Origin of the sequence: Bradyrhizobium sp. CCBAU 21365, assembly GCF_015291305.1 — a bacterium.
Lineage (GTDB): Bacteria > Pseudomonadota > Alphaproteobacteria > Rhizobiales > Xanthobacteraceae > Bradyrhizobium > Bradyrhizobium elkanii.
In genome coordinates this window covers 4,130,163-4,155,812 of the sequence record NZ_CP030036.1, presented here as the reverse complement: position 1 = coordinate 4,155,812, position 25,650 = coordinate 4,130,163, and the positions used below count along the sequence as shown (strand labels likewise).

Annotated in this window: 20 protein-coding genes; 7 read left to right on the top strand and 13 right to left on the bottom strand. The window is 64.9% G+C overall.

What is annotated here, in order from left to right; translation table 11 throughout:
- Window positions 1-141: 141 nt before the first annotated feature.
- The 3 genes from XI02_RS18860 to XI02_RS18850 form a co-directional block, all read right to left on the bottom strand.
- The gene (locus XI02_RS18860) at window positions 142-2,040 is read right to left on the bottom strand and encodes a potassium transporter Kup (RefSeq protein ID WP_026192635.1); all 1,899 of its coding nucleotides are present in this window, start codon (window positions 2,038-2,040) and stop codon (window positions 142-144) included.
- A gap of 113 nt (window positions 2,041-2,153) precedes the next feature.
- Entirely contained in the window at window positions 2,154-2,984 is an 831-nt protein-coding gene (locus tag XI02_RS18855) for a flagellar motor protein MotB (protein WP_018271097.1), read from the bottom strand.
- Window positions 2,985-3,012: 28 nt separating this feature from the next.
- Window positions 3,013-3,786: a motility protein A gene (locus XI02_RS18850; protein WP_018271096.1), complete on the bottom strand. Its 774-nt coding sequence runs from the start codon at window positions 3,784-3,786 to the stop codon at window positions 3,013-3,015.
- 374 nt (window positions 3,787-4,160) lie between these two features.
- On the opposite strand from XI02_RS18850, the gene XI02_RS18845 reads away from it, so the two are divergent.
- The 3 genes from XI02_RS18845 (at window position 4,161) to XI02_RS18835 (ending at window position 6,217) form a co-directional block, all read left to right on the top strand.
- Complete coding sequence (locus XI02_RS18845) at window positions 4,161-5,141, top strand: NADPH:quinone oxidoreductase family protein (RefSeq protein WP_018271095.1); 981 nt, start codon at window positions 4,161-4,163, stop codon at window positions 5,139-5,141.
- A gap of 293 nt (window positions 5,142-5,434) precedes the next feature.
- Entirely contained in the window at window positions 5,435-5,623 is a 189-nt protein-coding gene (locus XI02_RS18840) for a hypothetical protein (RefSeq protein WP_018271094.1), read from the top strand.
- Window positions 5,624-5,983: 360 nt separating this feature from the next.
- Window positions 5,984-6,217, top strand: coding sequence for a hypothetical protein (locus XI02_RS18835; RefSeq protein ID WP_016848412.1), 234 nt, complete (start codon window positions 5,984-5,986; stop codon window positions 6,215-6,217).
- Between the two features lie 20 nt (window positions 6,218-6,237).
- Here XI02_RS18835 and XI02_RS18830 read toward each other — a convergent pair whose 3' ends face one another.
- Window positions 6,238-7,509, bottom strand: a complete 1,272-nt coding sequence (locus tag XI02_RS18830; protein ID WP_026192634.1) for an FAD-binding oxidoreductase — start codon at window positions 7,507-7,509, stop codon at window positions 6,238-6,240.
- 42 nt (window positions 7,510-7,551) lie between these two features.
- The gene (locus tag XI02_RS18825) at window positions 7,552-9,213 is read right to left on the bottom strand and encodes a thiamine pyrophosphate-binding protein (RefSeq protein ID WP_016848410.1); all 1,662 of its coding nucleotides are present in this window, start codon (window positions 9,211-9,213) and stop codon (window positions 7,552-7,554) included.
- An 894-nt stretch (window positions 9,214-10,107) separates the two neighbouring features.
- Here XI02_RS18825 and XI02_RS18820 point away from each other — a divergent pair.
- Complete coding sequence (locus XI02_RS18820; RefSeq protein WP_038379838.1) at window positions 10,108-11,598, top strand: methyl-accepting chemotaxis protein; 1,491 nt, start codon at window positions 10,108-10,110, stop codon at window positions 11,596-11,598.
- Between the two features lie 20 nt (window positions 11,599-11,618).
- On the opposite strand, the gene XI02_RS18815 is transcribed toward XI02_RS18820, so the two are convergent.
- From XI02_RS18815 to XI02_RS18795, 5 genes are read right to left on the bottom strand one after another with little or no spacing between them, the layout of a single operon-like run.
- Window positions 11,619-12,764, bottom strand: a complete 1,146-nt coding sequence (locus XI02_RS18815; protein ID WP_026192633.1) for an acyl-CoA dehydrogenase family protein — start codon at window positions 12,762-12,764, stop codon at window positions 11,619-11,621.
- Window positions 12,765-12,776: 12 nt separating this feature from the next.
- The gene (locus tag XI02_RS18810) at window positions 12,777-13,604 is read right to left on the bottom strand and encodes an SDR family NAD(P)-dependent oxidoreductase (protein ID WP_016848406.1); all 828 of its coding nucleotides are present in this window, start codon (window positions 13,602-13,604) and stop codon (window positions 12,777-12,779) included.
- Between the two features lie 8 nt (window positions 13,605-13,612).
- Window positions 13,613-14,017: a MaoC family dehydratase gene (locus XI02_RS18805; protein WP_016848405.1), complete on the bottom strand. Its 405-nt coding sequence runs from the start codon at window positions 14,015-14,017 to the stop codon at window positions 13,613-13,615.
- Window positions 14,014-14,469, bottom strand: a complete 456-nt coding sequence (locus XI02_RS18800; protein ID WP_018271089.1) for a MaoC family dehydratase N-terminal domain-containing protein — start codon at window positions 14,467-14,469, stop codon at window positions 14,014-14,016. The genes XI02_RS18805 and XI02_RS18800 overlap by 4 nt, the downstream gene beginning before the upstream one ends.
- Before the next feature lie 8 nt (window positions 14,470-14,477).
- Entirely contained in the window at window positions 14,478-15,662 is a 1,185-nt protein-coding gene (locus XI02_RS18795) for a lipid-transfer protein (RefSeq protein WP_016848399.1), read from the bottom strand.
- Between the two features lie 94 nt (window positions 15,663-15,756).
- On the opposite strand from XI02_RS18795, the gene XI02_RS18790 reads away from it, so the two are divergent.
- The 3 genes from XI02_RS18790 to XI02_RS18780 all read left to right on the top strand — a co-directional run bounded on the left by XI02_RS18790 (window position 15,757) and on the right by XI02_RS18780 (window position 18,829).
- Window positions 15,757-16,572, top strand: coding sequence for a TetR/AcrR family transcriptional regulator (locus XI02_RS18790; protein WP_018271088.1), 816 nt, complete (start codon window positions 15,757-15,759; stop codon window positions 16,570-16,572).
- On the top strand, window positions 16,502-18,058 hold the full coding sequence (locus tag XI02_RS18785; RefSeq protein ID WP_018271087.1) for a long-chain fatty acid--CoA ligase: 1,557 nt from the start codon (window positions 16,502-16,504) through the stop codon (window positions 18,056-18,058). Before XI02_RS18790 ends, XI02_RS18785 begins: the two co-directional genes overlap by 71 nt.
- 174 nt (window positions 18,059-18,232) lie before the next feature.
- Entirely contained in the window at window positions 18,233-18,829 is a 597-nt protein-coding gene (locus XI02_RS18780; protein WP_018271086.1) for a DUF2889 domain-containing protein, read from the top strand.
- Window positions 18,830-18,833: 4 nt separating this feature from the next.
- Here the strand turns inward: XI02_RS18780 and XI02_RS18775 are convergent, their stop codons facing one another.
- The 3 genes from XI02_RS18775 to XI02_RS18765 all read right to left on the bottom strand — a co-directional run bounded on the left by XI02_RS18775 (window position 18,834) and on the right by XI02_RS18765 (window position 25,144).
- On the bottom strand, window positions 18,834-20,144 hold the full coding sequence (locus XI02_RS18775; RefSeq protein WP_016846308.1) for an HlyD family type I secretion periplasmic adaptor subunit: 1,311 nt from the start codon (window positions 20,142-20,144) through the stop codon (window positions 18,834-18,836).
- A complete protein-coding gene (locus tag XI02_RS18770; protein ID WP_018271085.1) occupies window positions 20,141-22,057 on the bottom strand; it encodes a type I secretion system permease/ATPase in 1,917 nt (638 codons plus the stop codon). Before XI02_RS18770 ends, XI02_RS18775 begins: the two co-directional genes overlap by 4 nt.
- A 96-nt stretch (window positions 22,058-22,153) precedes the next feature.
- Complete coding sequence (locus XI02_RS18765) at window positions 22,154-25,144, bottom strand: DUF5801 repeats-in-toxin domain-containing protein (protein ID WP_129964976.1); 2,991 nt, start codon at window positions 25,142-25,144, stop codon at window positions 22,154-22,156.
- Window positions 25,145-25,650: the final 506 nt, after the last annotated feature.

The window sequence follows — 25,650 nt, the reverse complement described above, 5'->3', positions numbered from 1 at the left end:
TCTGTCTTCTGCCGCACTGCACAATGCCGGGTTGCAGGCCTATACTCCCGGCAGGAATGCATAGGTTAGCACGGATTCAGGCCTCCACTATGCGCATCACGCATAGATCGCGGCTTTTCAACGCCGGAATTCGCTGCCAGCTCAAATAGTTACCTGAGTACCCACTTCAACCACCCGCCCGGTCGGGATCTGGAAATAGTCGGTGGCGTCGTTAGCCGACCGGCTCATCGCGATGAACAGGTGGTCCTGCCATTGCGGCATGCCGGACTGGACCGAGGGCTTCAGCGACCGCCGCGACACGAAGAACGAGGTCGACATGATGTCGAACTGCCAGCCGAGTTTGCGCGCGACCGCCAGTGCCTTCGGCACGTTCGGCGATTCCATGTAGCCGAAGCGCAGCCGCACCGCGGTGAACTTGTCGCTCACCTTCTCCATGTTGACGCGCTCGGACAGATCGACGCGCGGCGTCGGGGCGGTCTCGATGGTCAGGATCACATTGTGCTCGTGCAGCACCTTGTTGTGCTTGAGATTGTGCAGCAGCGCGGTCGGCACGAAGCTCGGATCGCTGGTCAGGAACACCGCGGTGCCCTTGACGATATGCGGCGGCCGCTTCTCCAGACTGTGGATCAGGTCGCGCAGCGGCACCTCGATGCGTCGGGTCTTGGCGACCAGGATCGCGGCGCCGCGGCGCCAGGTCCAGATCATCGTCGCCATCACGACGCCGAACAGCAGCGGCACCCAGGCGCCCTCGAACAGCTTCAACAGATTGGCGCTGAAGAAGGTCATGTCGACGATCACGAACGGCAGGATCAACGCGGCGGCCGATGCCACGCGCCAGTTCCACAGCTTCCAGATCACGATGAAGCCCATGATGCCGTCGGCGACCATGGTGGTGGAGACGGCGATGCCGTAGGCCGACGCCAGCCCGCTCGAGGTGCGGAACAGCAGCACCAGCAGCAGCACGCCGATCAGCAGCAGCCGGTTGACGCGCGGCAAGTAGATCTGGCCGGCATGGGTCTCCGAGGTGTAGCGGACCTCGAAGCGCGGCAAGAGCCCGAGCTGCACCGCCTGGCTGATCAGCGAATAGGCGCCGGTGATGACCGCCTGGCTCGCGATCACCGTCGCGGCGGTGGCGAGCCCGACCAGCGGCAGCAGCAGCACGTCGGGCACCATGCGGTAGAACGAGTTCTCGATCGCGCTGGGATCGGACAGCACCAGCGCGCCCTGCCCGAAATAGTTCAGCAGCAGCGAGGGCAGCACGAAGAACAGCCAGCCGGACTGGATCGGCTTGCGGCCGAAATGCCCGAGATCGGCATACAGCGCCTCGCCGCCGGTCACCGCGAGGAACACCGCGCCCAGCGTCACCAGGCCGATGGTGCCGTGGGTCAGCATGAACTGGAGCGCGTAATAAGGATTGATCGCCGCCAGCACCGACGGGTCGTCCATGATGTGGACGAGCCCCATCACCGCCAGCGAGGCGAACCACACCACCATCACCGGACCGAAGGCGGAAGCGACGCGCGCGGTGCCGGAGCTCTGCACCGAGAACAGCACGACCAGGATCAGGATCGTCAGCGGCACCACATAGTGCTCGAGATGCGGGGTGGCGAGCTTGAGGCCTTCGACCGCCGACAGCACCGAGATCGCCGGCGTGATCATGGAATCGCCGATGAACATCGAGGCGCCGACCACGCCGAGCGCGAGCAGCGGCCAGCTGCGTCGTCCGATCGCGCGCTGGCCGAGCGCCATCAGCGAGAGCGTGCCGCCCTCGCCATTGTTGTCGGCGCGCAGCAGCAGCAGCACGTATTTCGCGGTGACGACGGTGAACAGCGCCCACAGGATCAGGCTGAGCACGCCCAGCACCATGATGCGGGTGACCGGCTGGCCGTGCGCGGCGCCGCCGACCGCTTCGCGGAATGCATAGAGCGGCGAAGTTCCGATGTCGCCGAACACCACCCCGATGCTGCCGAGTGTCAGGGCCCAGAAGCTGGAGGTGGGTTGCCCTTCCTGAGCTTCGGTAGATGAGACGCTGACAGCCATGGCGAGGTTGGAACGCCCGATCGGTTGATTTGATCCGCGCGGCTATCGACGCTTCCGCTTCGCGTGTCAACCGCGCAACAGGTGGTAGTTGACGGTAGCATGGTAACCCGGAGCTACGGCTTCAGATCCGGCGGCAGTGGCGGATTTTCCCGCATCAACGTGATGGTCACGCGACGGTTGGCCGGCAGCGTCGAATCGTCGGGAAACAGCGGCTGGCCGTCGGCCTTGCCGGAAACCGCGAAAATATGCGACGGCGGCAGCCCTTCCCGCTCCAGGATCTGCCGCACCGCGTTGGCGCGGTCCGCGGACAGGTCGAAGCCGTCATAATCGCTGCGCGCCGGCACGAAGCCTGCGGCCGTATGCCCCACGATCGCGACCCGCAGCGGCGTCGCCTTCAACGGCGCGGCCAGCTTCTGGATCAGCCGGCGGGTGCGGTCATACGGCTCCCTGGAACCGTCGGCGAACATCGAGCGGCCGTCTTGGTCGACGATCTCGAGGTTGAGCCCCTCCTTGGTCTCCTCGAACATGATGTTCTTGGAGATCTCGGTCAGCTCCGGCATGTCCTGCAGCGCCTGGCGGAGCGAGGCCGAGGCGAGCGCGAATTCGCGGTCGATCTTCAGCCGCGCGCCGTTGATCTGGCTGCGCTCCTTCTCGTCCGGCGTCGGATTGGCCGAAGAGTCCTCCGGCGAGATGTGTTCGACGTTCTTCAGCTTCGGCCGGGTCGGCAGGCCGTCGGATTCGACGATGCCGGAATAGCGCACATTGGTCTGCACGCCGAAAGCATCGCGCATCGAGCCGGCGACGATCTTCAGCTTGTTGTTGTCCATGGTGGAGAACGCGACGAGCATCACGAAGAAGCTCATCATCAGGCCCATCAGGTCGGCGAAGGTCACGAACCAGCCGTGACCTCCGGTATGGGCGTCGCCGCGCTTTTTCTTGGCCATCGCTGCGTTTCCCGAAAGCGCGGTCCGGTCAGGCCGGAACCGGCTCGCCTTCCTCCTGGCGATGCTTCTCCGGCAGATAGGCCAGCAACATCTCGCGCACCAGCGCGGGGCTCTTGGAGTCGCGGATCATCAGGATGCCGTCGATGATCAGCGTGCGGTTGGTCTCCTCGTCGAGCAGCTTGCCATGCAGCTTGTCGGCGATCGGCAGGCAGAACAAATTGGCGACCAGCGCGCCGTACAGCGTCGCAAGCAGGGCGGTCGCCATGAACGGGCCGAGCTTGGAGGGGTCGGTCATGTTGGCGAACATCTGCACCATGCCGATCAGCGTGCCGATCATGCCGAATGCCGGCGCGCAGTCGCCGATCGCGCGATAGATCTTGCTGCCCTCGTCGAGGTGCATCAGGAAGTTGTCGCGGTCGCGTTCCATGTTGTCGCGGATGAATTCGAGGTCGTAACCGTCGGCGACGTAACGGATGCCCTTGGCGAGGAACGGCTCGTCGGTCTCGACTTTTTCCAGGCCGACCGGCCCCTGCTTGCGGGCGATCTCGGCGATGCGGGCAAGTTCGTCGACGAGGTCGCGCGCCGACAGCCGGCTCATCGTGAAGGCATATTTGGCGCCGAGCGGCAGGCCATGCAGCATCACGCCGAGCGGAAAGCGGATCATCGTCGCCGAAATCGAACCGCCGAAGATGATGATCATGGCATGTTCGGAGATGAACATGTGCAGGTCGCCGCCCATGAACATCATCACCGCGATGACAATGATGCCAGCCAACAACCCGGCGCCAGTCATGATATCCATAGGAGACTCCAACGCGTACGCAACCTGCCCGTCCTGGACGGCGCGCAGCCCAAGGCGGGCCGCGTGGAAAACCCTAACGTTAACGCCATTAAGGACGCGTTACCGAATTTGGTAGGGATAACAACGGGTAAACGACGTTCTTTTCGCGATGTCGTTGAAGATGCTGGCTTTCCGCAAGCGAGCCTGCCGTTGCATGCGCAAAACCCCTCCCCGTAGAACAACGGACATGGGATAGGTTTGCCGGAAGCGTTTTCGCACAAGCTGGCTACCGGCCCGCGTGAAGAAAACGCGTCAACACAAGAATCCGGGGCCCCGTTCCGATTCAATCGGAACGGAAAAGCCCCTTGAGGAAACCAACCAATGAGCAGGACAGGATGAAGGCGGTTGTCGTCGAGCAATACGCACCCATCGATCAGATCGGGCTGAGGGAGATCGCCACCCCCGAACCCGGCCCCGGACAGATCCGCGTCCAGGTCCACGCCGCGAGCATCGGCTTCGTCGATGGCCTGAAGGTCGAGGGCCGCTATCAGACCAAGGATGCCCTGCCCTTCACGCCGGGCGCGGAATTCGCCGGCGTGGTCGATGCGGTCGCAGGCGACGTCGCCGGCATCGCGCCGGGCATGCGGGTGATGGGCGCGACGCGCTCGGGCGCGCTGGCCGAGCACATCGTGGTGCCGCCCGATGCCGTCGAGATCATGCCCGACGGACTCTCGATGGAGGCCGCCGCGGCCTTTCGCACCAATTACCTCACCGCGCTCTATGCGCTCGGCGAGCGCGGCTCGCTCAAGGCCGGCGAGCAGTTGCTGGTGCTCGGCGCCGCCGGCGGCACCGGCATCGCCGCCATTCAAGTCGGCAAGCTGCTCGGCGCGCGCGTCGTCGCCGCGGCCTCGACGGAGGAGAAGCGTAGCTTCGCCGCAAGCTTCGGTGCCGACGCGGTCGTCGACTACACGAAGCCCGATTGGCGCGAGGCGCTGAAGGACGCGACCGGCGGCCATGGCCCTGACGTCATCTTCGATCCGGTCGGCGGCGAGGTCTCGCTGCAGGCGTTCCGCTCGATCGCCTGGAACGGCCGCCATGTCGTGGTCGGCTTCGCGGCCGGCAGCATTCCCGCATTGCCGTTCAATCTGCCGCTCCTGAAAGGCGGCCTCCTGATCGGCGTCGATGCCGCCCAGATCGCGCGGCGCGAGCCCGAGGCGCAGGCGCGCGTGATGACGCAATTATCGGTATGGCTGAACGATGGTCGACTGACGCCTGTTGTCGGCAAGGTGTTCGCATTCGACGATTTTCGCGCGGCCTTCACCACGATGCAGACCCGCGCGGCGCTCGGCAAGATGGTGGTGCGGATCGGGTCGTGAGAGAGGCAGCACTATCGCCTCATCCTCGCTGTCGTCCCTGCGAAAGCAGGAACCCATACGCCGCGGCGGATGTTGTGAACAGAGCTAGTCATTCCAGCGAAGCACACCAATCAGCACTTGTGGCTATGGGTCCCTGCTTTCGCAGGGACGACACTGAATGTCGCAAGCCAAGCCTGCCTAGAGGTCGGAGAGATACGCGACCGTCGCCAAGGTCCGCGAAAACTATCACAGGTTATTGTTGCGCGGTTCTGTGCCGCCTTAGCGTTGCGGCGTACGGCATTCGGGGACGAAAAATGCAGGACATGCTGACGCATCTCGAAAAGCTTCGCCGCGACGCGGCGGAGTGTGCGTTGATCCGCGACCTGGCGACTGACATGCGCAAGCGCGAGTTGTTCAGCAAGCTCGCCGAACATCTCACGGCCCTCGCCGCCGAGGTGGAGGAAACCATCAACGCAGCACGCAAGGGGGACCAAGTCATCTAGCGAGGCCTACGTCGTGCGTTCGAAAGTATCGACACTTGTCGTGACGGCTCGCCACCAGTTCACGGGCTTCAGGGCCGCCGCTTCGCCCTCGCGGGCCGCGACCAGCGCCTTGTCCGACATGGCAAATTGCCGGATGGAACCAACGTCGCAACGGCGCATTGTCATTTCACCCATCGGTTGACAAGTAGTATGCCGCCAGTATCGGTAGACGTGCCGATCCTTTAGCATCGCTGGTTCGCCGAGGAGTCTATTCGCCGCAATGTGTTGTATTTCAGGATTCTTTGTCTTGGCACTTTTTGCACATCGAGCATCGAGCAGGACGTCGCGATCGCGCGGGCGGATTACCACCAAAGAGGCGCGATGAAGACCGACAAGGCCATCTGGTACGTCTCGTTCGCCATGCGAAATCCTGACGCCGGACATCACCGTTTCGCGCGCCAGACCCGTACCTTCACGACCGAGCAGGATGCCAAGGCGTTTGCGCGCACGCTGCTCGTTCAGACGCAGGACATCAGCGCCGGAACGATCAATCCGCACATACCGAGACGCGTGATCGCGCCGGCCGCGATCACGGCCTGGGCCGGCGACAGCTGAGGCTTCGCCGCCGTTGCCTCCTACAGGAAGCGCGAGGGGGCAAACGGGGCGAGCGGAATCTCCGGCGCCTTGCCGCTCAGGAGTTGCGCGACCAGCCGGCCGGTGCGGGCCGATCCGACCAGGCCGACATGGCCGTGGCCGAAGGCGTAAACCACATCGCGCGTCGCACGGGCATAACCGATGCAAGGGCGCCCGTCGGGCATGCTCGGCCGATGGCCGAACCAGGTGTTGATCCGCGATGGCGGAATATCCCTCGGCAGCTTCGGGAACATGCTGAAGAGATGCTCGCGCAGGATCTCGGCGCGCTTCCAGTTCGGCGCGGCGTCAAGCCCCGCGATCTCCACCGTACCGGCGGCGCGCAGGCCCTTGTCGGTCCAGTTGACGACCATCTTGGCATCGGAGGCCATCATCGAATTGCGCGGGCCGGATTCCGGATTCTCGATCATGACGTGATAGCCGCGCTCGGTCTCCAGCGGCAGCGGATCGCCGATCGAGGCGGTCAGTTGCCTGGAGCGCGCGCCCGCGGCGACGACAGCCGCGTCGCAGGCGATCTCGCCGCTCTCGGTGACCACGGCGACCAGCCTGTTGCCGGCAAGCCTGAGGCCCGTGGCCTTGGCGGCGACGCGCTCGGCGCCGTTTGCGATGGCGTGGGCGGCGAGCGCCGCGACATAGGCGCCGGGATCGCGGCAGCGTCCCGCCTCCTCCACCACGACGCCGAATTTGTAGCGCGGATGCAGATCGGGCTCGCGCTGGCGCATCTCATCTTCATCGAGCTCCAGCCATTCGATGCCGACACGCTTGCGGATGCGCCAGCCGAGATCGCGGTCGAACGGCACGCGCGAGGGAAACACATGCATCACCCCGCGCCGCTCGATCAATTCGCCCACGCCGGCTTCCTCGGCGAGCTGCCGGTGCAGCAGCGGCGCATCCTTCAACAGATCGCGCATCGCCCGCGCGGTGGCCTCGACCTGCGCCTCGGTCCGGCTCGACAGCAGATACTTGACGAGCCAGGGCAAGGCCTTCGGCAAATACGACCAGCGGATCGCCAGCGGACCGAGCGGATCCATCAGATAGCCCGGCACCTTCTTCCAGGTGCCCGGCTCGGCCGGCGGGATCACCGAATGCGACGACAGCCAACCGGCATTGCCGTAGCTCGCCGCCTGGGTGCCGCCGGGCTCGCCCGGATCGATCAAGGTGACGCTGTGGCCGTCACGCAGCGCCTCGATGGCGCTGATCACGCCGACCGCGCCGGCCCCGATGATCGCGACATGACGGGACTCTTGTTTGGGCATGATCTCCTCGGAAAACCGCTCCGCACTTTTCCGGATCATGCCCTAGCGCGCGGCCTGCGGCACAAAGTCCTTGCCGACCGACAGCGCGCGCTGATCGACCAGGCAGTGCAGGATCGCGGGCTTGCCGGAGGCCAGCGCGCGCTCGAACGCCGGCGCGAAGTCTTCGGTGCGCTCGACACGCTCGCCATGGCCGCCGAACGCCTTGGCATAAAGCGCGAAGTCCGGGTTCTTGAGCTGGGTGCCAACGACGCGGCCGGGATAGTCGCGCTCCTGATGCATGCGGATGGTGCCGTATTGCGCGTTGTCGATGACGACGACGATCAGCGGCGCGTCGTACTGCACGGCGGTGGCGAACTCCTGCCCATTCATCAGGAAGCAGCCGTCGCCGGCGAACGCCACGACGACGCGGTCCGGATGATGCCGCTTGGCCATCACGGCCGCCGGCACGCCGTAGCCCATCGAGCCCGAGGTCGGCGCGAGCTGGGCGGCGAACGCGTGGAAGCGATGGTGGCGGTGAATCCAGCCGGCGTAGTTGCCGGCGCCGTTGCAGACGATGGCATCCTTCGGCAGCCGATCGCGCAGCCAGGTCACGACCTCGCCATACTGGAAGCTGCCCGGCAGCTCGCGCGGCTTGTCGGTCCAGGCGAGGTAATCCGCGTGTGCCTTGGCCGCCTCGCCCTTCCAGGCGGGCGCAGCCGCGGGCTTCATGGTCTCGACCGCGGCGGCAAAGGCCGCAGGCGTCGCCTGGATCGCCAGCGCCGGCTGGTAGACACGGCCGAGCTCCTCGGCGCCGGGATGGACATGGATCAGCTTCTGGCTCGGCACCGGAATGTCGAGCAGCGTGTAGGACGACGACGGCATCTCCGACATGCGGCCGCCGATCAGGAGAATGACATCGGCGCCGGTGATGCGATCCCTGAGCTTCGGACTCGGGCCGATGCCGAGATCGCCGGCATAATGCGAGTGGTCGGCGTCGAACAGCGAGGCGCGGCGGAACGAGGTTGTAACCGGCAGGTCGAAGCGCTCGGCGAAGCGCGCGATGCCCTTGGCGGCCTCCGCGGTCCAGGCCGAGCCGCCGAGCACCACGATCGGCGCCTTGGCGCCGGCGAGCATGCTGCCGAGGCGCTCGAGATCGGCCGGCGCCGGCCAGGTCGCCGCAGGCTCGACCTTCGGCGCGTCGGCGACCGCGGCGGTTTCAGTCAGCATGTTCTCCGGCAGCGAGATCACCACCGGACCGGGCCGGCCCTGCAGCGCGACGCGGAAGGCGCGCGCGACCAGTTCCGGAATGCGATCCGGACGATCGATCTCGACCGCCCATTTCGCCATCGTGCCGAACACCGCCTTGTAGTCGAGTTCCTGGAACGCCTCGCGCTCGCGCATGCCGGTGTCGACCTGGCCGACGAACAGGATCATCGGGGTGGAGTCCTGCATCGCGATGTGGACGCCATGGGCGGCATTAGTCGAGCCCGGACCGCGGGTGACGAAGCAGATGCCCGGACGTCCCGTCAGCTTGCCGTAGGCCTCCGCCATCATCGCGGCACCGCCCTCGGCGCGGCAGATCACGACGTCGATCGGGCTGTCGTGCAAGGCGTCGAGCGCGGCCAGATAGCTCTCGCCCGGCACACAGGTGACGCGTTCCACCCCTTGCGCGACCAGCTGGTCGATCAGGATCTGGCCTCCGGTGCGGGCATTGCTTTTGGTCATGAGGGCTCCCTGCAAGTACTGGCGCGCGCTTGGGCTTCGCGCGGATCGTGGACCTACGGGGTATGATAGACGGAAATGGGGTGCAAGGCCGAAGCTACGTCTCGCGGTCGCAGCGGCGCCAAGCCATGCGGTAGGCAATGGGCAACGCTGTTTCATCATCGATTTCCGCAGAGCGGAGGATCGCCGGCAGGATTGAAGCCGCCGGCCGGCCAGCAGCGCAGCTCGCCGTCGTTCGGCTCCAGGGCGATCTCGTCGCGCTCGCGGGACCGACGTCACGACGCCGGTCCGCGGCCTCGATCGGGCTTCGCGCGACGGTCTCTACCTGAGCGTGCTTCTTTCATTGGCACTCCTATCGACGATGCGGCGACCTCGCGATCATCGCGAGGTCGCCGATCGCCGCAACAGAGCGCAGGCGGAACAATGCTCGCACGCCACATCGCCAAGACCGACAGCGCGCGGCCGCCGAGACGATTGCAGTCAGGAGCGCTCCGCTGCGCGCGATGGCGTGGCACAATCTGCATAAGCCAACGCGTCATGTGCACGATAACAATCATTAGGAGCGCACGCGTCTGCTTCCGTAAGACTACGGTGCAGCGATCGGTCGCTTCGCACCTTGCAGCGCAGGATCGCGCGGATTACGCAGCAAATCGCGGTGTTGCGCAGCGATTTCGACTGCACTCATCGCTGCATCGCGTCTTGCGCGTCTTGCGCGATCGCACGCGGCGCATTGCACGCCCTTCTTGATGGAATTCGAATCGCCTACCGTTCCACGCAGTCAGAAATTGTAAATTGTGTAGCGCACCTGCGTGGAGCCGGCGATGGAAGGCATTCCGCTGCCGATCAGGTGCACCGTTTCAATTCACCAAGATCATTATCAAGGCTGGAGGACAATGCATGTTGGGGATGAAGAGCGTCGCAAGCGTGATCGGCTCGGACAGTTCGTACCGGCTGTTCGACGACATGCCGATCAGTGTCATGCTCTGCGAGCTGGACAATTTCAAAATCACCTACATCAACGAGTCGACGCGGGAGAACTTGAAGAAGATCGAGCACGTGCTGCCGGTGAAGGTCGACGCGCTGATCGGGCAATCGATCGATATCTTTCACAAGAACCCGCAGCATCAGCGCCGGCTGCTGTCCGACCCGAAGAACCTGCCGCACAGGGCGCGCATCACCATCGGCGGCGAGACGCTCGATCTCACCGTGACGGCCATGACCAATTCGCGCGGCCGCTACACCGGCCCGATGCTGACCTGGGAGCTCGCGACCGAGAAGGCGCGGCTTGAAACCCAGACCGAACGGCTGTTGCAGATGCTCGACAGCATGCCGATCAACATCATGATGTGCGATACCGATTTCAACATCACCTACATCAACCAGACCAGCCTCAAGACGCTCGACACCGTGAAGCACCTGCTTCCGGTGGCGCCGGACAAGATCCTCGGCAACTCGTTCGACATCTTCCACAAGAACCCGTCGCACCAGCGCCGCATCGTCGGCGATCCCAAGAACCTGCCGCATGCGGCCAAGATCAAGCTCGGGCCGGAAACGCTCGACCTGCGGGTCTCCGGGCTGACCGACAAGCGTGGCAACTACACCGGCGCGATGCTGAGCTGGTCGGTCGTGACAGGCAATGTGAAGCTGGCCGACGATTTCGAGAAGGATGTGAAGGGGCTTGCAGGGATGCTGGCGTCGGCCTCGACGCAAATGCAGGGCACGGCCCGATCGCTGACGACGACCGCCGAATTCGTCAATCAGCGCTCGGCGAGCGCGGCGTCCGCGTCCGAGGAGCTGTCGTCCTCGGTCAACGAGATCAGCCGCCAGGTGACCGAGGCGAGCCGCATCGCCCGCATGGCGGTCGAAGAAGCCGAGAAGTCCGACAAGCTGGTCGCGGGTCTCGTGACCATGGCGCAGAAGATCGGCGACGTCGTCGCGCTGATCAGCCAGATCGCCGGCCAGACCAACCTGCTTGCGCTCAACGCAACCATCGAGTCCGCGCGGGCCGGCGAGGCCGGACGCGGCTTCGCCGTCGTCGCCTCCGAGGTGAAGGCGCTGGCCAACCAGACCGCCAAGGCCACGGAAGACATTTCGGCGCAGATCAACGAGATGCAGGCCGCGACCGGCAACACCGCCACGGCGCTGAAGGCGATCTCGCAGGTCATCGTCCAGATCAGCGAGATCTCGACCGTGATCGCCAGCGCCGTCGAGGAACAGGCCGCGGCCACCAAGGAGGTCACCGCCAACATCAACGGCACGACCAAGGCGATCGACGACGCCAGCAAGGCCGCCGAGAACGTGCTGGCGGCCTCCGGAGAGCTCGCCAGCAACGCGTCCGAGCTGGAAGTCCAGGTCGACAAGTTCCTCAAGAACGTGCGCGCGATGTAGGCGCCGGATCGCGCGTTTGCCTACAGCGAGCGCGCGATCAGGAGCTTCATGATCTCGTTGGTGCCGCCATAGATCTTCTGGATGCGGGAATCGATGAACATGCGCGAGATCGGATATTCCTGCATGTAGCCGTAGCCGCCATGCAGCTGCAGGCATTCGTCGGCGGTCTCGACCTGCTTCTGCGAGCACCACCATTTCGCCATCGACGCCGTCACGGTATCGAGGTCGCCGGCGACCAGGCGCTCGACGCACCAGTCGACGAACACGCGGGCGATCATCGCCTCGGTCTTGCGCTCGGCGAGCTTGAAGGCGGTGTTCTGGAATTCGAGCAGCGGCTTGCCGAACGCAGTGCGCTCCTTGGTGTATTCGGCGGTGATCCTGACCGCGCGCTCCATCGAGGCGACCGCGCCGACCGCGAGTGACAGCCGCTCCTGCGGCAATTGCTGCATCAACTGCACGAAGCCGTTGCCCTCCTCAGCGCCGAGCAGGTTTTCCGGCGGCACCGTGACGTTATCGAAGAACAGCTCCGACGTGTCTGATGCGTGCAGCCCGATCTTGTCGAGGTTGCGCCCGCGGCGGTAGCCCTCGGCGCCCGCGGTTTCGACGACAATCAGCGAGATGCCCTTGGCGCCCGGCGCCCCGGTCCGCGCCACCACGATGACGAGATCGGCGGCCTGGCCGTTGGTGATGAAAGTCTTCTGGCCGTTGATGACATAGGAATTGCCCTGCTTCTTCGCCGTGGTCTTGACGGCCTGCAGGTCGGAACCGGTGCCGGGCTCGGTCATCGCGATGGCGCCGACCATCTCGCCCGACGCCATCTTCGGCAGCCAGCGCTTCTTCTGCTCCTCCGAGCCATAGTTGACGATGTAATGCGCGACGATCGCGCTGTGCACGGAGACGCCGGTGGTCAGCTCCGGCACCGTGCTCTCGAGGTCATCGAGCACGGCGGCGTCATAGGCGAAGCTGGCCCCTAAGCCGCCATACGCCTCGGGCACGCTCGGCAGCAACGCGCCCATTTCGCCGAGCGCGCGCCAGGCCGAGCGGTCGACCAGCTTCTGCTCGCGCCATTTTTCGGCGTGCGGCGCCAGATCCTTGGCGAGGAATTTGCGGAACTGGTCGCGGAAGGTGTCCAGCTCCTCGGTCATCCAGGACGATCGGTAGTGCATTCTGCCCTCGTATTAAATCAGCAGACCGCCGCCGGCGACGATCACCTGACCACTGATGTAGTTCGATTCCGGAGCGCAGAACAGATAGACCGCATCGGCCGCCTCCTCCGGCGTGCCGCCGCGGCCGAGCGGGATCATGCGGCCCATCGCCTCCAGCATCTGCGGCTGGACGCCGACCTTGATGTCGCGGCCGGCGACGTCGATGGTTTTCTGCTGGCTCTCGATCGGCTGGGTCAGGCGGGTGTTGATCAGGCCGAACGCGACGCAATTGACGTTGACCTTGTAGCGGCCCCACTCCTTGCACATCGTGCGCGTCAGCCCGATCAGCGAGGCTTTGGCGGAGGAATAGCTTGCCTGCCCGGCATTGCCGTAAAGGCCCGCGATCGAGGAGATGTTGACGACCTTGCGGAACACCTCGCGGCCCGCCTCGGCCTCCCTCTTCGCCATCACCCGGATCGGCTCCGACGCCGCGCGCATGATGCGGAACGGCGCGACCAGATGGACGTCGAGCATCGCCTGGAACTGCTCGTCGGTCATCTTCTGGATCGTCGAGTCCCAGGTGTAGCCGGCATTGTTGACGATGATGTCGAGACCGCCGAACTGCTCGATCGCGCTGCCGACGAAGCGATCGGCAAACCCGGCCTCGGTCACGCTGCCATTGACCGCGATCGCCTCGCCGCCCATGGCCTTGATCTCGGCAACGACCGCATCGCCCGGCTCGGCATCGAGATCGTTGACCACGACGCGCGCGCCCTCGCTGGCGAGCTTCAGCGCAATCGCCCGCCCGATGCCCCGACCCGATCCGGAGACGAGCGCGACCTTCCCTTTCAGCTTCGACATAATCTCTCCTACAGCGCGATAACCGCTTCGCCAGCGAGCTTGACCTCGCCGTTCTGATCCTTCGTCGTCAGCGCAAGTTTTGCGCGCTTTTCGCCGCCCTGCTCGATCAGCTCCGTCACCGTGCCTTCGCAGGTCAGCTTCGCGCCGAGCTGGGTGATCGCAGCAAAGCGGGTCGAGAACGAGCGGATACGCGACGGCGCCACCGCGTCGGTCAGCGCCTGGCCGAGATAACCCATCACCAGCATGCCGTGCGCGAACACGTCGGGGAAGCCGGCCGCCTTCGCGAAATCGATATCGACATGGATCGGGTTGTGATCGCCGGAAGCGCCGCAATACAGCGCGAGGCGATGGCGGGTGATCGGCGGAAACTCCTTGCGGACGATGCGGTCGCCGACCGCGGGAGAGCTGGTCATGACGGCCTCGCATTGCGCACCACGACGGTGCGCGAGACATCGGCGACATGGACGCCGTTCTGGTTGGTGACCGGGGTGTCGACCACGATCAGCGTCATCGTCCCGCCCTTCTTGTCGGTCACGCCAGTGACGCGCGGGTGGAAGGTCAAAGTGTCGCCGACCACGACGGGAGCGTGATAGTCGAAGCGCTGCTCGCCGTGCAGCACGCGCGCCAGATCGATGTCGAGCGCCGTGAGGAACTCGAACGGGTCAGGTGCATCCATCATCTCGAGGCAGAACAGATAGGTCGGCGGCACCGGTGCCGCCGCGAAGCCGGCCGCCCGCGCGGCCGCCTCGTCGCGATAGACGGCATTCGTCTCGCCGAGCGTATCGAGGAAGAAGCGCAGGCGCCCCGGCTCCACGCGCGCGGTCACCGGCGTAAATGTACGCCCGACAGCGGATTGATCGACCATGGGCGGCCTCAGGCGCGTTCGTAGAGCGTCACGACGCAGGCGCCGCCGAGGCCGAGATTGTGCTGCAAGCCGATCCGCGCGCCCTCCACCTGCGTCGCCGCAGCGGTGCCGCGCAGCTGCCGCGTTAGCTCAAAGCACTGCGCAAGCCCGGTGGCGCCGAGCGGATGGCCCTTCGACAGCAGACCGCCGGACGGGTTGGTGACGATCCTGCCGCCATAGGAGTTGTCGCCGTCGTCGATGAATCTCGCAGCCTCGCCCTCGCCGCACAAGCCGAGCCCCTCATAGGTGATCAGCTCGTTGTGCGCGAAGCAGTCGTGCAGCTCGACGACGTCGAGATCATCAGGCCCGATGCCGGCGGCCTCATAGACCTTTTTGGCGGCATCGCGCGCCATGTCGTAGCCGACCACCTGCATCATGTCTGAGGCACCGAAGGTCGACGGCGTATCCGTGGTCATCGCCTGCGCCGCGATGCGGACCTGCTTGTTGAGGCCGTGCTGGTCGGCGAATTTCTCCGAGACCAGGATCGCGGCAGCGCCGCCGCAGGTCGGCGGACACGCCATCAGCCGCGTCATCACGCCGGGCCAGATCACCTGGTCGTTCATCACGTCGTCGGCGGTGACCTCTTTCCGGAACAGCGCCAGCGGATTGTTCTTGGCATGACGGCTCGCCTTGGCGCGCACCTTTGCAAAGGCGGAGAGCGGCGTGCCGTATTTCTTCATATGGCTGAGGCCGGCACCGCCGAAATAGCGCAGCGCCAGCGGCACGCCGGGCGCGTCGACCAGCTTGTCGGCCGCGGCGTCGAAATCATCGAACGCGCTCGGGCGGTCGGTGAACACGGCCCCGAGCGCGCCGGGCTTCATCTGCTCGAAGCCGAGCGCCATCACGCAATCGGCCGCGCCTGACTCGATCGCCTGCCGCGCCAGGAACAGCGCGGTCGAGCCGGTCGAACAGTTGTTGTTGACGTTGACGATCGGGATGCCGGTCATGCCGACCGGATAGAGTGCGCGCTGCCCGCAGGTGGAGTCGCCATAGACATAGCCGACATAGGCCTGCTGCACACGGCCGTAATCGAGCCCGGCATCGGCAAGCGCCAGCTTCGCGGCCTCCGCGCCCATCACGTGATACGGCGCATTGGCGCCTGGCTTGACGAACGGGATCATGCCGACCCCGGCAACATAGGTGCGTGACGTCATCGCGTGTCCTCCCGGAAATTACCCTCTGGACTATTTATTACCCATGGGTAATATACGGGCAACCTTCCGGAGTCAATGCGACAACAGCCACGCGATGGACGCCAGCCCTCCCTCCTCCAACACCGAGTCACCCTGGCTGCCGTTCGAGAGCCGGCGCCGCGCCCGCGACGAGAAGCGCGAAGCGGTGCTGCGCACCGCGGTCGCGCTGTTCCTCGAACAGGGCTATCACCGCGCCACGCTGAACGAAGTCGCCAAGCGGCTGAACATCACCAAGCCTGCACTCTACAACTACTTCCGCGGCAAGGACGAGATCCTGTACGAGTGCTGGTCGATCGGCAACGAACTGGTCGACGACTGCATTGCCGAAACATCGGCCGGCGGCGGCTCAGGGCTCGATAAGCTGCGCAAGCTCACCGTCCGCTATGCCGAGCTGATGACCGCGGACTACGGCAAGAGCCTGGTCCGCTTCGACATCCGTGATCTCAGCGAGGACAACCGCAAGATCGTGCAGACCGCCAAGCGGCGGATCGACCGCGCCTTCCGCGACTATATCGCACAGGGCGTCGCGGACGGTTCGGTGAAACCCTGCGACCCGAAGCTCGCGGCTTTCGCCATTGCCGGCTCGCTGAACTGGATCGGCCACTGGTTCCAGCCGGGCGGCGAACTGAGCGGACGCGCCGTCGCCGAGGAATTCGCGATCCGCCTCACCGAAGGCATCGCCAAAATGGCAACGCAAATGACATCATCGCGCAAGACAACGGCGCACAAAGCAGCCGTTCCGGCTACAGAGAAGGCGGACAAACCGCCTCGCAAGGGAAACGCATCAAGGGAGGAGACGAGTGAACATCACGCACGGACTGCGGCGCGCGCTGCAGGTCAATCCAAACGGGCTCGCAATCGTCTGCGGTGAGCGGCGGCGCAACTGGCGCGAGGTCGGCGACCGCGTCGCCCGCCTTGCCGCCGCGATCCGCGCCCTCGGCGCGCTGGACGGCGACCGCGTCGCGATCCTGTCGCTCAACTCCGACCGCTATCTCGAGCTCTACCTCGCCGTCGGCTGGGCCGGCGCCGTGATCGTGCCGCTCAACATCCGCTGGTCTCCGCTGGAGAACGAGGACGCGCTGCGCGACTGCCGCGCAACGATCCTGTTCGTCGACAAGGCGTTTGCGCCGGTCGGCGCGGCGCTGGCAGGCGCCATCCCCGGCCTGAAGCTGGTCTATGCCGACGAGGGCGAGACGCCGGCCGGCATGGAGAATTACGAGACGCTGATCGCGCGCAGCGCACCGATGGCCGATGCCATGCGCAGCCGTGACGATCTCGCCGGCATCTTCTACACCGGCGGCACCACCGGCCGCTCCAAGGGCGTGATGCTGAGCCATGGCAATCTGATGGCCAATGCGCTCAACGCGCTCGGCGAAGGCCTGTGGCCGAGCAGCACGATCTATCTGCACGCGGCGCCGATGTTCCACCTCGCCAATGGCGCGGCGATGTATTCGGTGCTGCTGTCCGGCGGCTCCAACGTCGTGATCCAGGGCTTTACGCCTGACGGCGTCGCGGCCGCCGTGCAGAAGGAGCGCATCACCGACGTGCTGCTGGTGCCGACCATGATCCAGATGTTCGTCGATCACCCGACGCTCGGCAATTACGATCTGTCGTCCTTGAAGCGGATCTCCTACGGCGCCTCCGTGATCAGCGACGCCGTGTTGATGCGGGCCATGAAGGCGCTGCCGCATGTCGAGTTCACGCAAGCCTACGGCATGACCGAGTTGTCGCCGATCGCGACCCTGCTGCACTGGAAGGAGCATATCGGCGACGGCCGCGCCAAGGGACGGCATCGCGGCGCCGGCCGCGCCACGCTCGGCGCGGAGGTCAAGATCGTCGACGCGGAGGACAAGGTGGTGCCGACGGGCACCGTCGGCGAGATCGCGGTGCGCGGCGACATGGTGATGATGGGCTATTGGGAACGTCCGGAAGAGACCGCGCGCGCCGTGATCGACGGCTGGATGCACACCGGCGACGGCGGCTACATGGACGAGGACGGCTTCGTCTACGTCGTCGACCGCGTCAAGGACATGATTATTTCCGGCGGCGAGAACGTCTATTCGGCCGAGGTCGAGAACGCCCTCGCCCAGCATGCAGCGGTGGCGCAATGCGCCGTGATCGGCATTCCGAGCGAACGCTGGGGCGAGCAGGTTCACGCCGTCGTGGTGATGAAGGGCGGTGCCAGCGCCACGCCGGAAGAGTTGATGGAGCACTGCAAGGCGCTGATCGCCGGCTACAAATGCCCGCGCAGCGTCGACATCACAGCGACCCCGCTGCCGCTCTCCGGCGCCGGCAAGATTTTGAAGCGCGAGTTGCGCAAGCCGTATTGGGAGAACCGCGAACGGCGCGTGAGCTGAGGGCAGCTCTCGACGTCACCCCCGTCATTCCGAACCCGGAATCGAGAGATCCGGATCTGGCGCTCACGCGCCATCCCGGAATGACGACATCTCATGACGCCATTCAAGCCCGAGCGTTGACATCGGGACACACCACCGATTGGATCGGCAATAGGTTCAATCCAGCGAGTTCCGATGTCCGCACCCGATACCAATGCCGACGGCAAGCCCCGCCGCCTGATGCACCGCCGCTCCGTCGAATGTCTCGGCTATCTCCGTGACGACGGATTGTGGGAAGTCGAGGCGCGGCTGGTCGACACCAAACCCTATGCCCGACAGGACAAGCATCGCGGGCTGCAGCAGCCCGACGATCCCGTGCACGACATCCGCCTGCGGCTTGCGGTCGACGACAGTTTTACGATCCGCGAGACCGGCACCACGATGGCCTCGACGCCCTACCCGTCCTGCCTCGACGTCGAGGGCATCCTGCAGCGCCTGGTCGGCGAACGCATCGGCAAGGGTTGGCGCGAACTGGTCCGTCGCAAGATCGGCAAGCTCGAGACCTGCACGCATCTCGCCGAGCTCCTGGGACCGGCGGTGACGACGCTGTTCCAGACCGCAACCTCCGGCAAGGACCCGCAGGGCCGCGGCGCGCTCGATCATCAGCGCGATGTCATCGAGCCACCGTTCTTCGTCGGCGGCTGCTATTCATGGCGGCTGGATGGACCGGTCGTGGCCGAGACTTTTCCGCAGTTCGCGAAGAAGCCGGTCGAGGCGAAGCCGGGTTCGTGAGCCGCTAGCGCTCGCGCCAGGCGCGCATCAGCTGATCGGAGAACGGCTTGAAGAGGTAAGACATCACTGTGCGCTGCCCGGTCTGAATAAAGGCTTCGACCGGCATGCCCGCGATTAGCTTCACATTGCCGAGGCGGGCCATCTCCGCCTCCGTCACCGCAATGCGGGTGACATAGAAGCTGGCTCCACTCTTTTGGTCGTTCGTGACATCGGCGGACACGTGGTTCACTTCACCGTTGAGCTGGGGCGTTGTCCGTTGGTTGAAGGCGGTGAAGCGCAGCAGCACCGGCTGGCCGATGGACACGCGATCGATCTCTTGTGGGGCGATGCGCACCTCGACGACGAGCAAGTCGTGGGCGGGGACGATCAGCATGATCAGCTCGCCGGCGGTGACGACGCCGCCTATCGTGTGTAGCGCGAGCTGCTGCACGGTGCCGTCCTGCGGCGCGCGGATATCGATGCGCTTGAGCTGATCCTCGGCGGCCACCCGCTTCTCGGCCAGTTCCGAGGTCTTCGCGCGAATCTCGGCAAGCTCCTTTCCCACCTCGGTGCGGAGATCCTGATCGATCTGCATGATTTGCAGCGCGGTCTCGGTGATCCGGCCCCTGGCTTCGGCGATAGACGCGACCAGAGCGCCGCGTTCGCCGTGCAGGCGCACTGCATCGCGCTCAAGTGTGGTCACGCGCGTGATCTGGACCAGGTTCTTGCGCCACAGCTCGCGCACGCCAACGAGTTCCTGGTCGACAAACGTCGTCTCGCCGTCTTTCGCCTCGATCTGCTCTTCCAAGCCGCGGATCTGCTCTCGCAGCTGCCCGATGCGCTCGTTGAGCTGTGCCTTCTTGCCTGCTCGGGCGGTCCCGCGCAGCTCGAACAGCTTGTGCTCGCCGAGGAGCACGCGCGCCACGTCCGTGTCCGAGATACGCGCGATAAGGTCCGCCGGAAAGTCAACGCGCTTTTGGTCGTCGCGCTCCGCCTCGAGCCGGGCCTGGCGCGCCGCCAGCTCATCGAGGCTCTTGAGAATGACCAGAAGGTTGGCCCGCGTCACCGTCTCGTCGAGGCGCAGCAGCACGTCTCCGGCCTTCACCCTGGAGCCCTCGCGGACATTGAGTTCACCCACCACGCCGCCGGTCGGGTGCTGCACCTTCTTGCTGTAGCTGTCGACCACCAGCGTGCCTGCGCCGATGACGGCGCCCGCGAGTTCCGTCGTGGCAGCCCAGCCGCCGACGGCGCCGGCGAGGAGGATGACCCCCGCCAGCCCCGCGCCGAGGTGCCGGCGGATCGAGAGCGGCACGACGTTGACCGGCTCGCGGTTCATGGGCTTGCTCCCTCGCTCACGACCTTGAGCGGTACCGGCGCCGGCCGCGGCTGCATCATCTTGGCCAGCAGCGCGTCCTTCGGCCCGAGCGTCTGCACACGCCCCTGCGACATCACCATCAACTGGTCGACGCCGGCGAGCGCGCTGGTTCGGTGTGCGACGACGATGACAATGCCGCCGCGTGCGCGCACGCCCATGATGGCTTGCGTCAGGGCCTGGTCGCCCTCCATGTCCAGGTTGGAGTTGGGCTCATCGAGGACCACCAGGAAAGGATCGCGGTAGAGAGCGCGGGCGAGCGCGATGCGTTGACGCTGCCCGGCCGAGAGCGCAGCTCCGGCCTCGCCGATCTGCGTGTCGTAACCATCAGGCAGTTGCAGGATTGTCTCATGCACACCGGCCGCTGTCGCGGCGGCGATGGTCGCCGGCACGTCGGGTTCGGGATCAAATCGGGCGATGTTCTGGGCCACAGTGCCGGCGAACAGCTCGACGTCCTGCGGCAGATAGCCGAGATGCGGCCCGAGTGTCTCCGAGTTCCACTGTTCGAGCGCGGCGCCGTCGAGCCGCACCTTGCCGCCTGCCGGCGTCCACACGCCGACGATGGCGCGCACCAGCGATGACTTACCCGACGCACTCGGGCCGACGATACCGAGCCCTTGTCCGGGCTGTAGCGTGAAGGAAGCCTCGAGCACCACCACGCGCTGATCGCCCGGCGGCGCCACGGAGACGGTCTCGACGGCGAGGCCCTTGCACGGCGGCGGCAGCGGAGTCTTCTCCGACTCGTCCGGGAGCTGCGCCCAGTACTGCTGTAGACGTTTCCAGCTCTGCCGGGCGGCGACCAGGCTTTTCCAGTGCGCGATGGCGAGCTCGACCGGGGCGAGCGCGCGCGACGTGAGGATGGCGCCGGCAATGATGATCCCGCCACTCGCCTCCTGTCGAATGACCAGGTAGCCACCAACGCCGAGCACCGCCGATTGCAAGGCCATGCGCAGCACTTTGGAGGCGGAGCCGAAACCGCCGGCGATGTCGGCGGCGCGCCTCTGGCTGGCCATGTAACCATCGTTCGCCGCCGTCCAGCGCGCGGAGAGCCGCCCGCGCATGCCCATGGCCTGCAACACCTCGGCATTGCGGCGGCTGGCCTCGGCCAGGGCATTGCGCTGTGCTACCCGCCCGGTGATGTCCCTGGTGTGCGCACGCGTCAGCCGGTCGGTGACTAGCGTCAGCAAAACGAGCAGCAGCGCGCCGATCAGCGCGGTGAGCCCCAGCAGCGGGTGGAACAGGTAACAGATTGTGAGATAGAACGGGATCCACGGCAGGTCGAACAACGCGGTCGGCCCGAGCCCCGAGAGATAGCTGCGCACCTGATCGAGGTCGCGCATCGGCTGCAGCCCGTCGCCGCTGATGCGCGCCCGCAGCGGCCAGCGGGCGACGATGTCATAAGCGCGCTCCGAGAATGCGCGATCGAGCCAGTCGCCGATGCGGATCAGGATGCGCCCGCGCAAGATGTCAAGGAATGCATGGAAGAGGTAGAGGCCGCAGGCCAGGACGACGAGGCCGACGAGCGTCGGCACGCTGTGGCTCGGCACCACGCGGTCATAGACTTCCAGCATAAAGAACGAACTGGTGAGATATAGCACGTTCAGCATGGCCGTGATCAGGCCGATGCCGATCAGCACGCCGCGGCAGGCGCGGAGCAGCGAAGGAAGATCGTGTGCGGGCGATGAACCTTCGTGATCGCTGGCAGAGGCAAGGCGCGCGTGCGCCCGCCGCCGTCGCGCCAAGCGGAGAATGATGATTGCCGCCACGATAGGCAGGGCCGCGCGGAGCATGAAGTCGCGCGGCCCGTCGAGAGCCGGGCCGAACCAGGCTTGCGCGTTGGCGGCGACTTGAGACCAACACTCCGAGAGAATGTCCAACACGTATCGATTCCTAGAGGCTTTCGAACTCGAGAGGCTTTGGCTCGGCGGCGCGGAGGCGCACCCATGTCGGATGCGTCTCCGCGGGCGACGGAATTAGGCCAACGGCCAGTGGCTCACGGTCGTCGAGTCCGGGTTGTCTACCAGCACGTTGAACGTGGCCTTGGCCGTATCGCCATCGGCGTCGGTGTTGACGATCCGGAACTGGATGTCCTGATCGTTCACCGGGGCCGCCACCTGGGTGGTGAAGTTGATGATGCGGACCCCCGCATTGGTGTCGACTGGATCGAAGTAGAACCGGATGTAGCCGGTCGAGAACGACTCTCCGGCAGCATCGTGATTGGTGCCGGGCACGATAGTATTGCCCAAGTCCGCAAGGGTGACGTGGGCGTTGCCTTGCTTGAGATTGCTGATGGTCGGGTTCTCGTAGTCGATCAAATCGCCGGCGGAGTTGAACAGCCAATACTCCGCCTTGATGCTGTTGATGTTGCCGATTCCAGCCACGTCGAAGGCCAGATTCTTGAGGTTGAGGCCGCTGCCTTCATTGAAGAAGAAGCCCTCGTTCATGTTGATCTGCGACGCCTGCCCGTTCTTCACTCCGAATCCGATATTGTCGGGGTTGAGGTCGTCGGCCGGGTTCGAGGTGCCGAGATCCGCGGTCAGCAACTGGGACTGGGTCTGGAGTCCGAGAGCACCTGTATCGGCGGCGGGGAACAGCAGTCCGTTGAAGACGATGTGGTGGCCGCCGCTCGTGCTGACATTGAGCGTCTCGACCGGGCTCCCCGACTTGATGGCGCTGAAGTTGAGCGTCTCCGGCGGGTTGGCGAGCGTCTGCAGCACCGTGAAGGTGTAACCCGTGTCGGTTACGCTCAGCTGGTAGACACCGTTGCCGCCGGAATCCTTGTAGGTCAGGACAGTATGATCAGTGTTGTATGACTGCGTGAGCCCGGTGATGGCAGCGGCGGCATCGATCGTGACCTTGGCCCCGTCGGCGCCGTCGGGTGACGTGAACGAGTCCGATCCCGAGGAGCCGGCAGTGAAGCCGACGGCCGGATGCTGGGCGTCCTGTCCGGAGAGGCTCTCCACCCCGCTGAGGCTTGGACCGTCGTCGAGAAGTTGGAACTTGTTTCCGATGTTAGCCGCCGCGGCGGCGCTCGTGTCACCGTCCTTGTCGGTGGCGGTGGCCGAGAGCGTGATCAGGTCCGCGGCCATGGTGGCGCTGGCTTCGGAACTGTCGCCGACCGCCCCATCAGTGCTCGTGGTGTCGGCGGTCGCCTCGTGGACGGCCCGGAATTCCGCGAACGTCACGGTGCCCGTCGAATCGACGTGAACGGTGAAGACGAGATCACCGCCCGTGCTCGTCGTGCCGATAACGTCTCCCTTGAGGAATTTGCCTCCGACGTCGTCAGCACTTGCAACGCTCAGCAGGACAGCTTGCGTTGACAGTGAATCGATCAGTCCGGAATCGACATTGGCGGACTTGACGCCGAGCGTGTACCCGCCGACCGTTCCAGCCTGGTCGGCGCCGTAGTTGGGTGTGAACAGGCCGCTGAAGCTGCCGGACGTGCTGGTGTTCGCGGCGTTGGGGGTGGAGCCGGCCGCAAGATAGCTCTCGTCGAGCTGGAGTGCGGTGGCTGTGCCGTTCGCCAGGATGGTCGGCCCATCGTCCTCGAACAACAGGTTGCCGCCGACGCCGGTATGCTCGGTCCCGCTCGTCGTGTTCGAGACGCTGAACGTGAAATTGCCTGCGTCGAAGCTGACATTGGATCCGCTGCCGCTGAGCGGCTGGGCGTTGCCGACCACGAAGCGATCCATGTGGCTAGATTCAGCGACCTGGAAGTCGACGGTGTAGTTCTTTTTCAGGCCATCGATGAAGTACGATCCGTCGCCCGCGGCCGTAATGTTGATGCCTGTCGTGACCAGCTGGGTCTTCGCGAGGTCGGAATACACCTTGATCGTGTTGCCGAGGATCGGGACCAGCGTCTGGTCGTTGCCGGCCAAGCCGCTGCTGCCGATGCTGGTGGTCGAGACAAGATTGCCGGCCTGAAGATCACTCGTTTCGTTGAAGGCATATATGTGCACTTTGACGGTGGTGTTCGCGTTCCCGGGGTTCACCTGGGTCAACGAAAAGCTCGCGTCCGTCACCGAGGCCACATGCGTGCTGTAGCTGAGCTTCGTCAGATCATGCACGTCTGGATTTGTCAGGGGGAAGTCGGGGTAGTTCACGTGATTGACGACATCGACGCGCACCGCCTCTCCGGGATTGAGCGCCTGCGAATTGTTGCCGAGGCCCTGTGTGCTGACGGTCACTTTCGAGCCCGGCACCAGGCCGGTGATGAGCATGTCGGGATCGCTGGTGTCCGTCCCGGCGGTCGCGGTCTGCTCGATGGCCGACCAGTCGTCAGACCCGGACGGCACGTGGCTGAAATCGCCGAAGTTGACGGTCGTCGTCGTGGTGAACGAGGCCTTCACATCGACGAGGCCGGAAAGGTTAAGCGTATCGGCGTCGTCGATCCCGCTGGTGTTGGTGTGCTTCAGCGCCTCGTACTGGATGGTCCAGACGTTGCCGCCTGTCACGTTGCCGGAGGTGATGGTCTCGTCCAGCACGATAGTGAAGGCGACGGTGCCGTTGGAGTTGGGGATCCAGGTCGTGCCGTTGAACTGGCCCTCGCGCCCGAGCAGGATGTGGCTGTTGGAATCGGTGTAGAGGAAGATCTGCGCGCCATCGCCGGTGGCGAAAATCTGGGTCGGCGTGCCGTTGGTGATCGTCCCCCCCGTGGAGTTCGAGAACTGCAGGTCGGTGACGGTGGTCGTGCCGAGCTGGATGAAATCGGTGCCGGCACTGCCGATCGTCCGTGCCGCAGCTTGCGGAAACACCACGCTCGTATTGCCCGACTCTTCGCCGGTGGAGCCGTCCGCAATGCCCAGGCTGGTCTTGAGCGCTGCGCTCATGTTCGCAAGCAGGTAAGACCAGGCAACTTCGTTGTCGGGCCCCGCCGGCACGCCCGTGTCATTGTCAGTGCCGCTGGTCTGCAAGCTCGCGGCTTCGTCGATGATGAGATTGCCATTGATGGTCAATACTGCCATGATTTCCTCCCTGGGAAAGGCGGGTTCGCCTCGCACCTGCTCCGGCGCAAGCGACAGCCGCCCGGGCGCGCGATCGGCCCCTGGTTTCACGTCAAAAAAAGCGTGCGTGCACTCGTCGGCGACATTCCGTCGCCGGAGGAGACGTCAGTTTCTGGCAGTCCATTAAGATGGGGCGCAGCGGAAGCTTGTCGCTACTTCGGCTACGCCCCTCCGACGCTGCCTGAATAATCAGTCGCGGAGAGAAGTACCTGCAATCGAATGATCAGATGCTCTTGCATGCTATTCTCCCTCGATCTGCTGCAAACTGCTGCGAACGCAAGTGGAGAAGCAAACACCGTTCAATGAATTTCGAGGCCAAGCCTCCCAATGGAACTTTTCCAGTAAAGGAGTGAGAAAATTCAAGGTAAAGGGTAAAGAAGCAGTACCACCTATGAGGTAAGGCGCATCGTCGTACATCTATTCTGACATGAGGACGACAATGTCGCGCTGCACGTGTGTAAACGGCG

Excerpts from the sequence above, each read along its gene's own strand:
- XI02_RS18860 (WP_026192635.1), bottom strand. The coding sequence starts at position 2,040 with ATGGCTGTCAGCGTCTCATCTACCGAAGCTCAGGAAGGGCAACCCACC.
- XI02_RS18855 (WP_018271097.1), bottom strand. The coding sequence starts at position 2,984 with ATGGCCAAGAAAAAGCGCGGCGACGCCCATACCGGAGGTCACGGCTGG.
- XI02_RS18850 (WP_018271096.1), bottom strand. The coding sequence starts at position 3,786 with ATGGATATCATGACTGGCGCCGGGTTGTTGGCTGGCATCATTGTCATC.
- XI02_RS18845 (WP_018271095.1), top strand. The coding sequence starts at position 4,161 with ATGAAGGCGGTTGTCGTCGAGCAATACGCACCCATCGATCAGATCGGG.
- XI02_RS18840 (WP_018271094.1), top strand. The coding sequence starts at position 5,435 with ATGCAGGACATGCTGACGCATCTCGAAAAGCTTCGCCGCGACGCGGCG.
- XI02_RS18835 (WP_016848412.1), top strand. The coding sequence starts at position 5,984 with ATGAAGACCGACAAGGCCATCTGGTACGTCTCGTTCGCCATGCGAAAT.
- XI02_RS18830 (WP_026192634.1), bottom strand. The coding sequence starts at position 7,509 with ATGCCCAAACAAGAGTCCCGTCATGTCGCGATCATCGGGGCCGGCGCG.
- XI02_RS18825 (WP_016848410.1), bottom strand. The coding sequence starts at position 9,213 with ATGACCAAAAGCAATGCCCGCACCGGAGGCCAGATCCTGATCGACCAG.
- XI02_RS18820 (WP_038379838.1), top strand. The coding sequence starts at position 10,108 with ATGTTGGGGATGAAGAGCGTCGCAAGCGTGATCGGCTCGGACAGTTCG.
- XI02_RS18815 (WP_026192633.1), bottom strand. The coding sequence starts at position 12,764 with ATGCACTACCGATCGTCCTGGATGACCGAGGAGCTGGACACCTTCCGC.
- XI02_RS18810 (WP_016848406.1), bottom strand. The coding sequence starts at position 13,604 with ATGTCGAAGCTGAAAGGGAAGGTCGCGCTCGTCTCCGGATCGGGTCGG.
- XI02_RS18805 (WP_016848405.1), bottom strand. The coding sequence starts at position 14,017 with ATGACCAGCTCTCCCGCGGTCGGCGACCGCATCGTCCGCAAGGAGTTT.
- XI02_RS18800 (WP_018271089.1), bottom strand. The coding sequence starts at position 14,469 with ATGGTCGATCAATCCGCTGTCGGGCGTACATTTACGCCGGTGACCGCG.
- XI02_RS18795 (WP_016848399.1), bottom strand. The coding sequence starts at position 15,662 with ATGACGTCACGCACCTATGTTGCCGGGGTCGGCATGATCCCGTTCGTC.
- XI02_RS18790 (WP_018271088.1), top strand. The coding sequence starts at position 15,757 with ATGGACGCCAGCCCTCCCTCCTCCAACACCGAGTCACCCTGGCTGCCG.
- XI02_RS18780 (WP_018271086.1), top strand. The coding sequence starts at position 18,233 with ATGTCCGCACCCGATACCAATGCCGACGGCAAGCCCCGCCGCCTGATG.
- XI02_RS18775 (WP_016846308.1), bottom strand. The coding sequence starts at position 20,144 with ATGAACCGCGAGCCGGTCAACGTCGTGCCGCTCTCGATCCGCCGGCAC.
- XI02_RS18765 (WP_129964976.1), bottom strand. The coding sequence starts at position 25,144 with ATGGCAGTATTGACCATCAATGGCAATCTCATCATCGACGAAGCCGCG.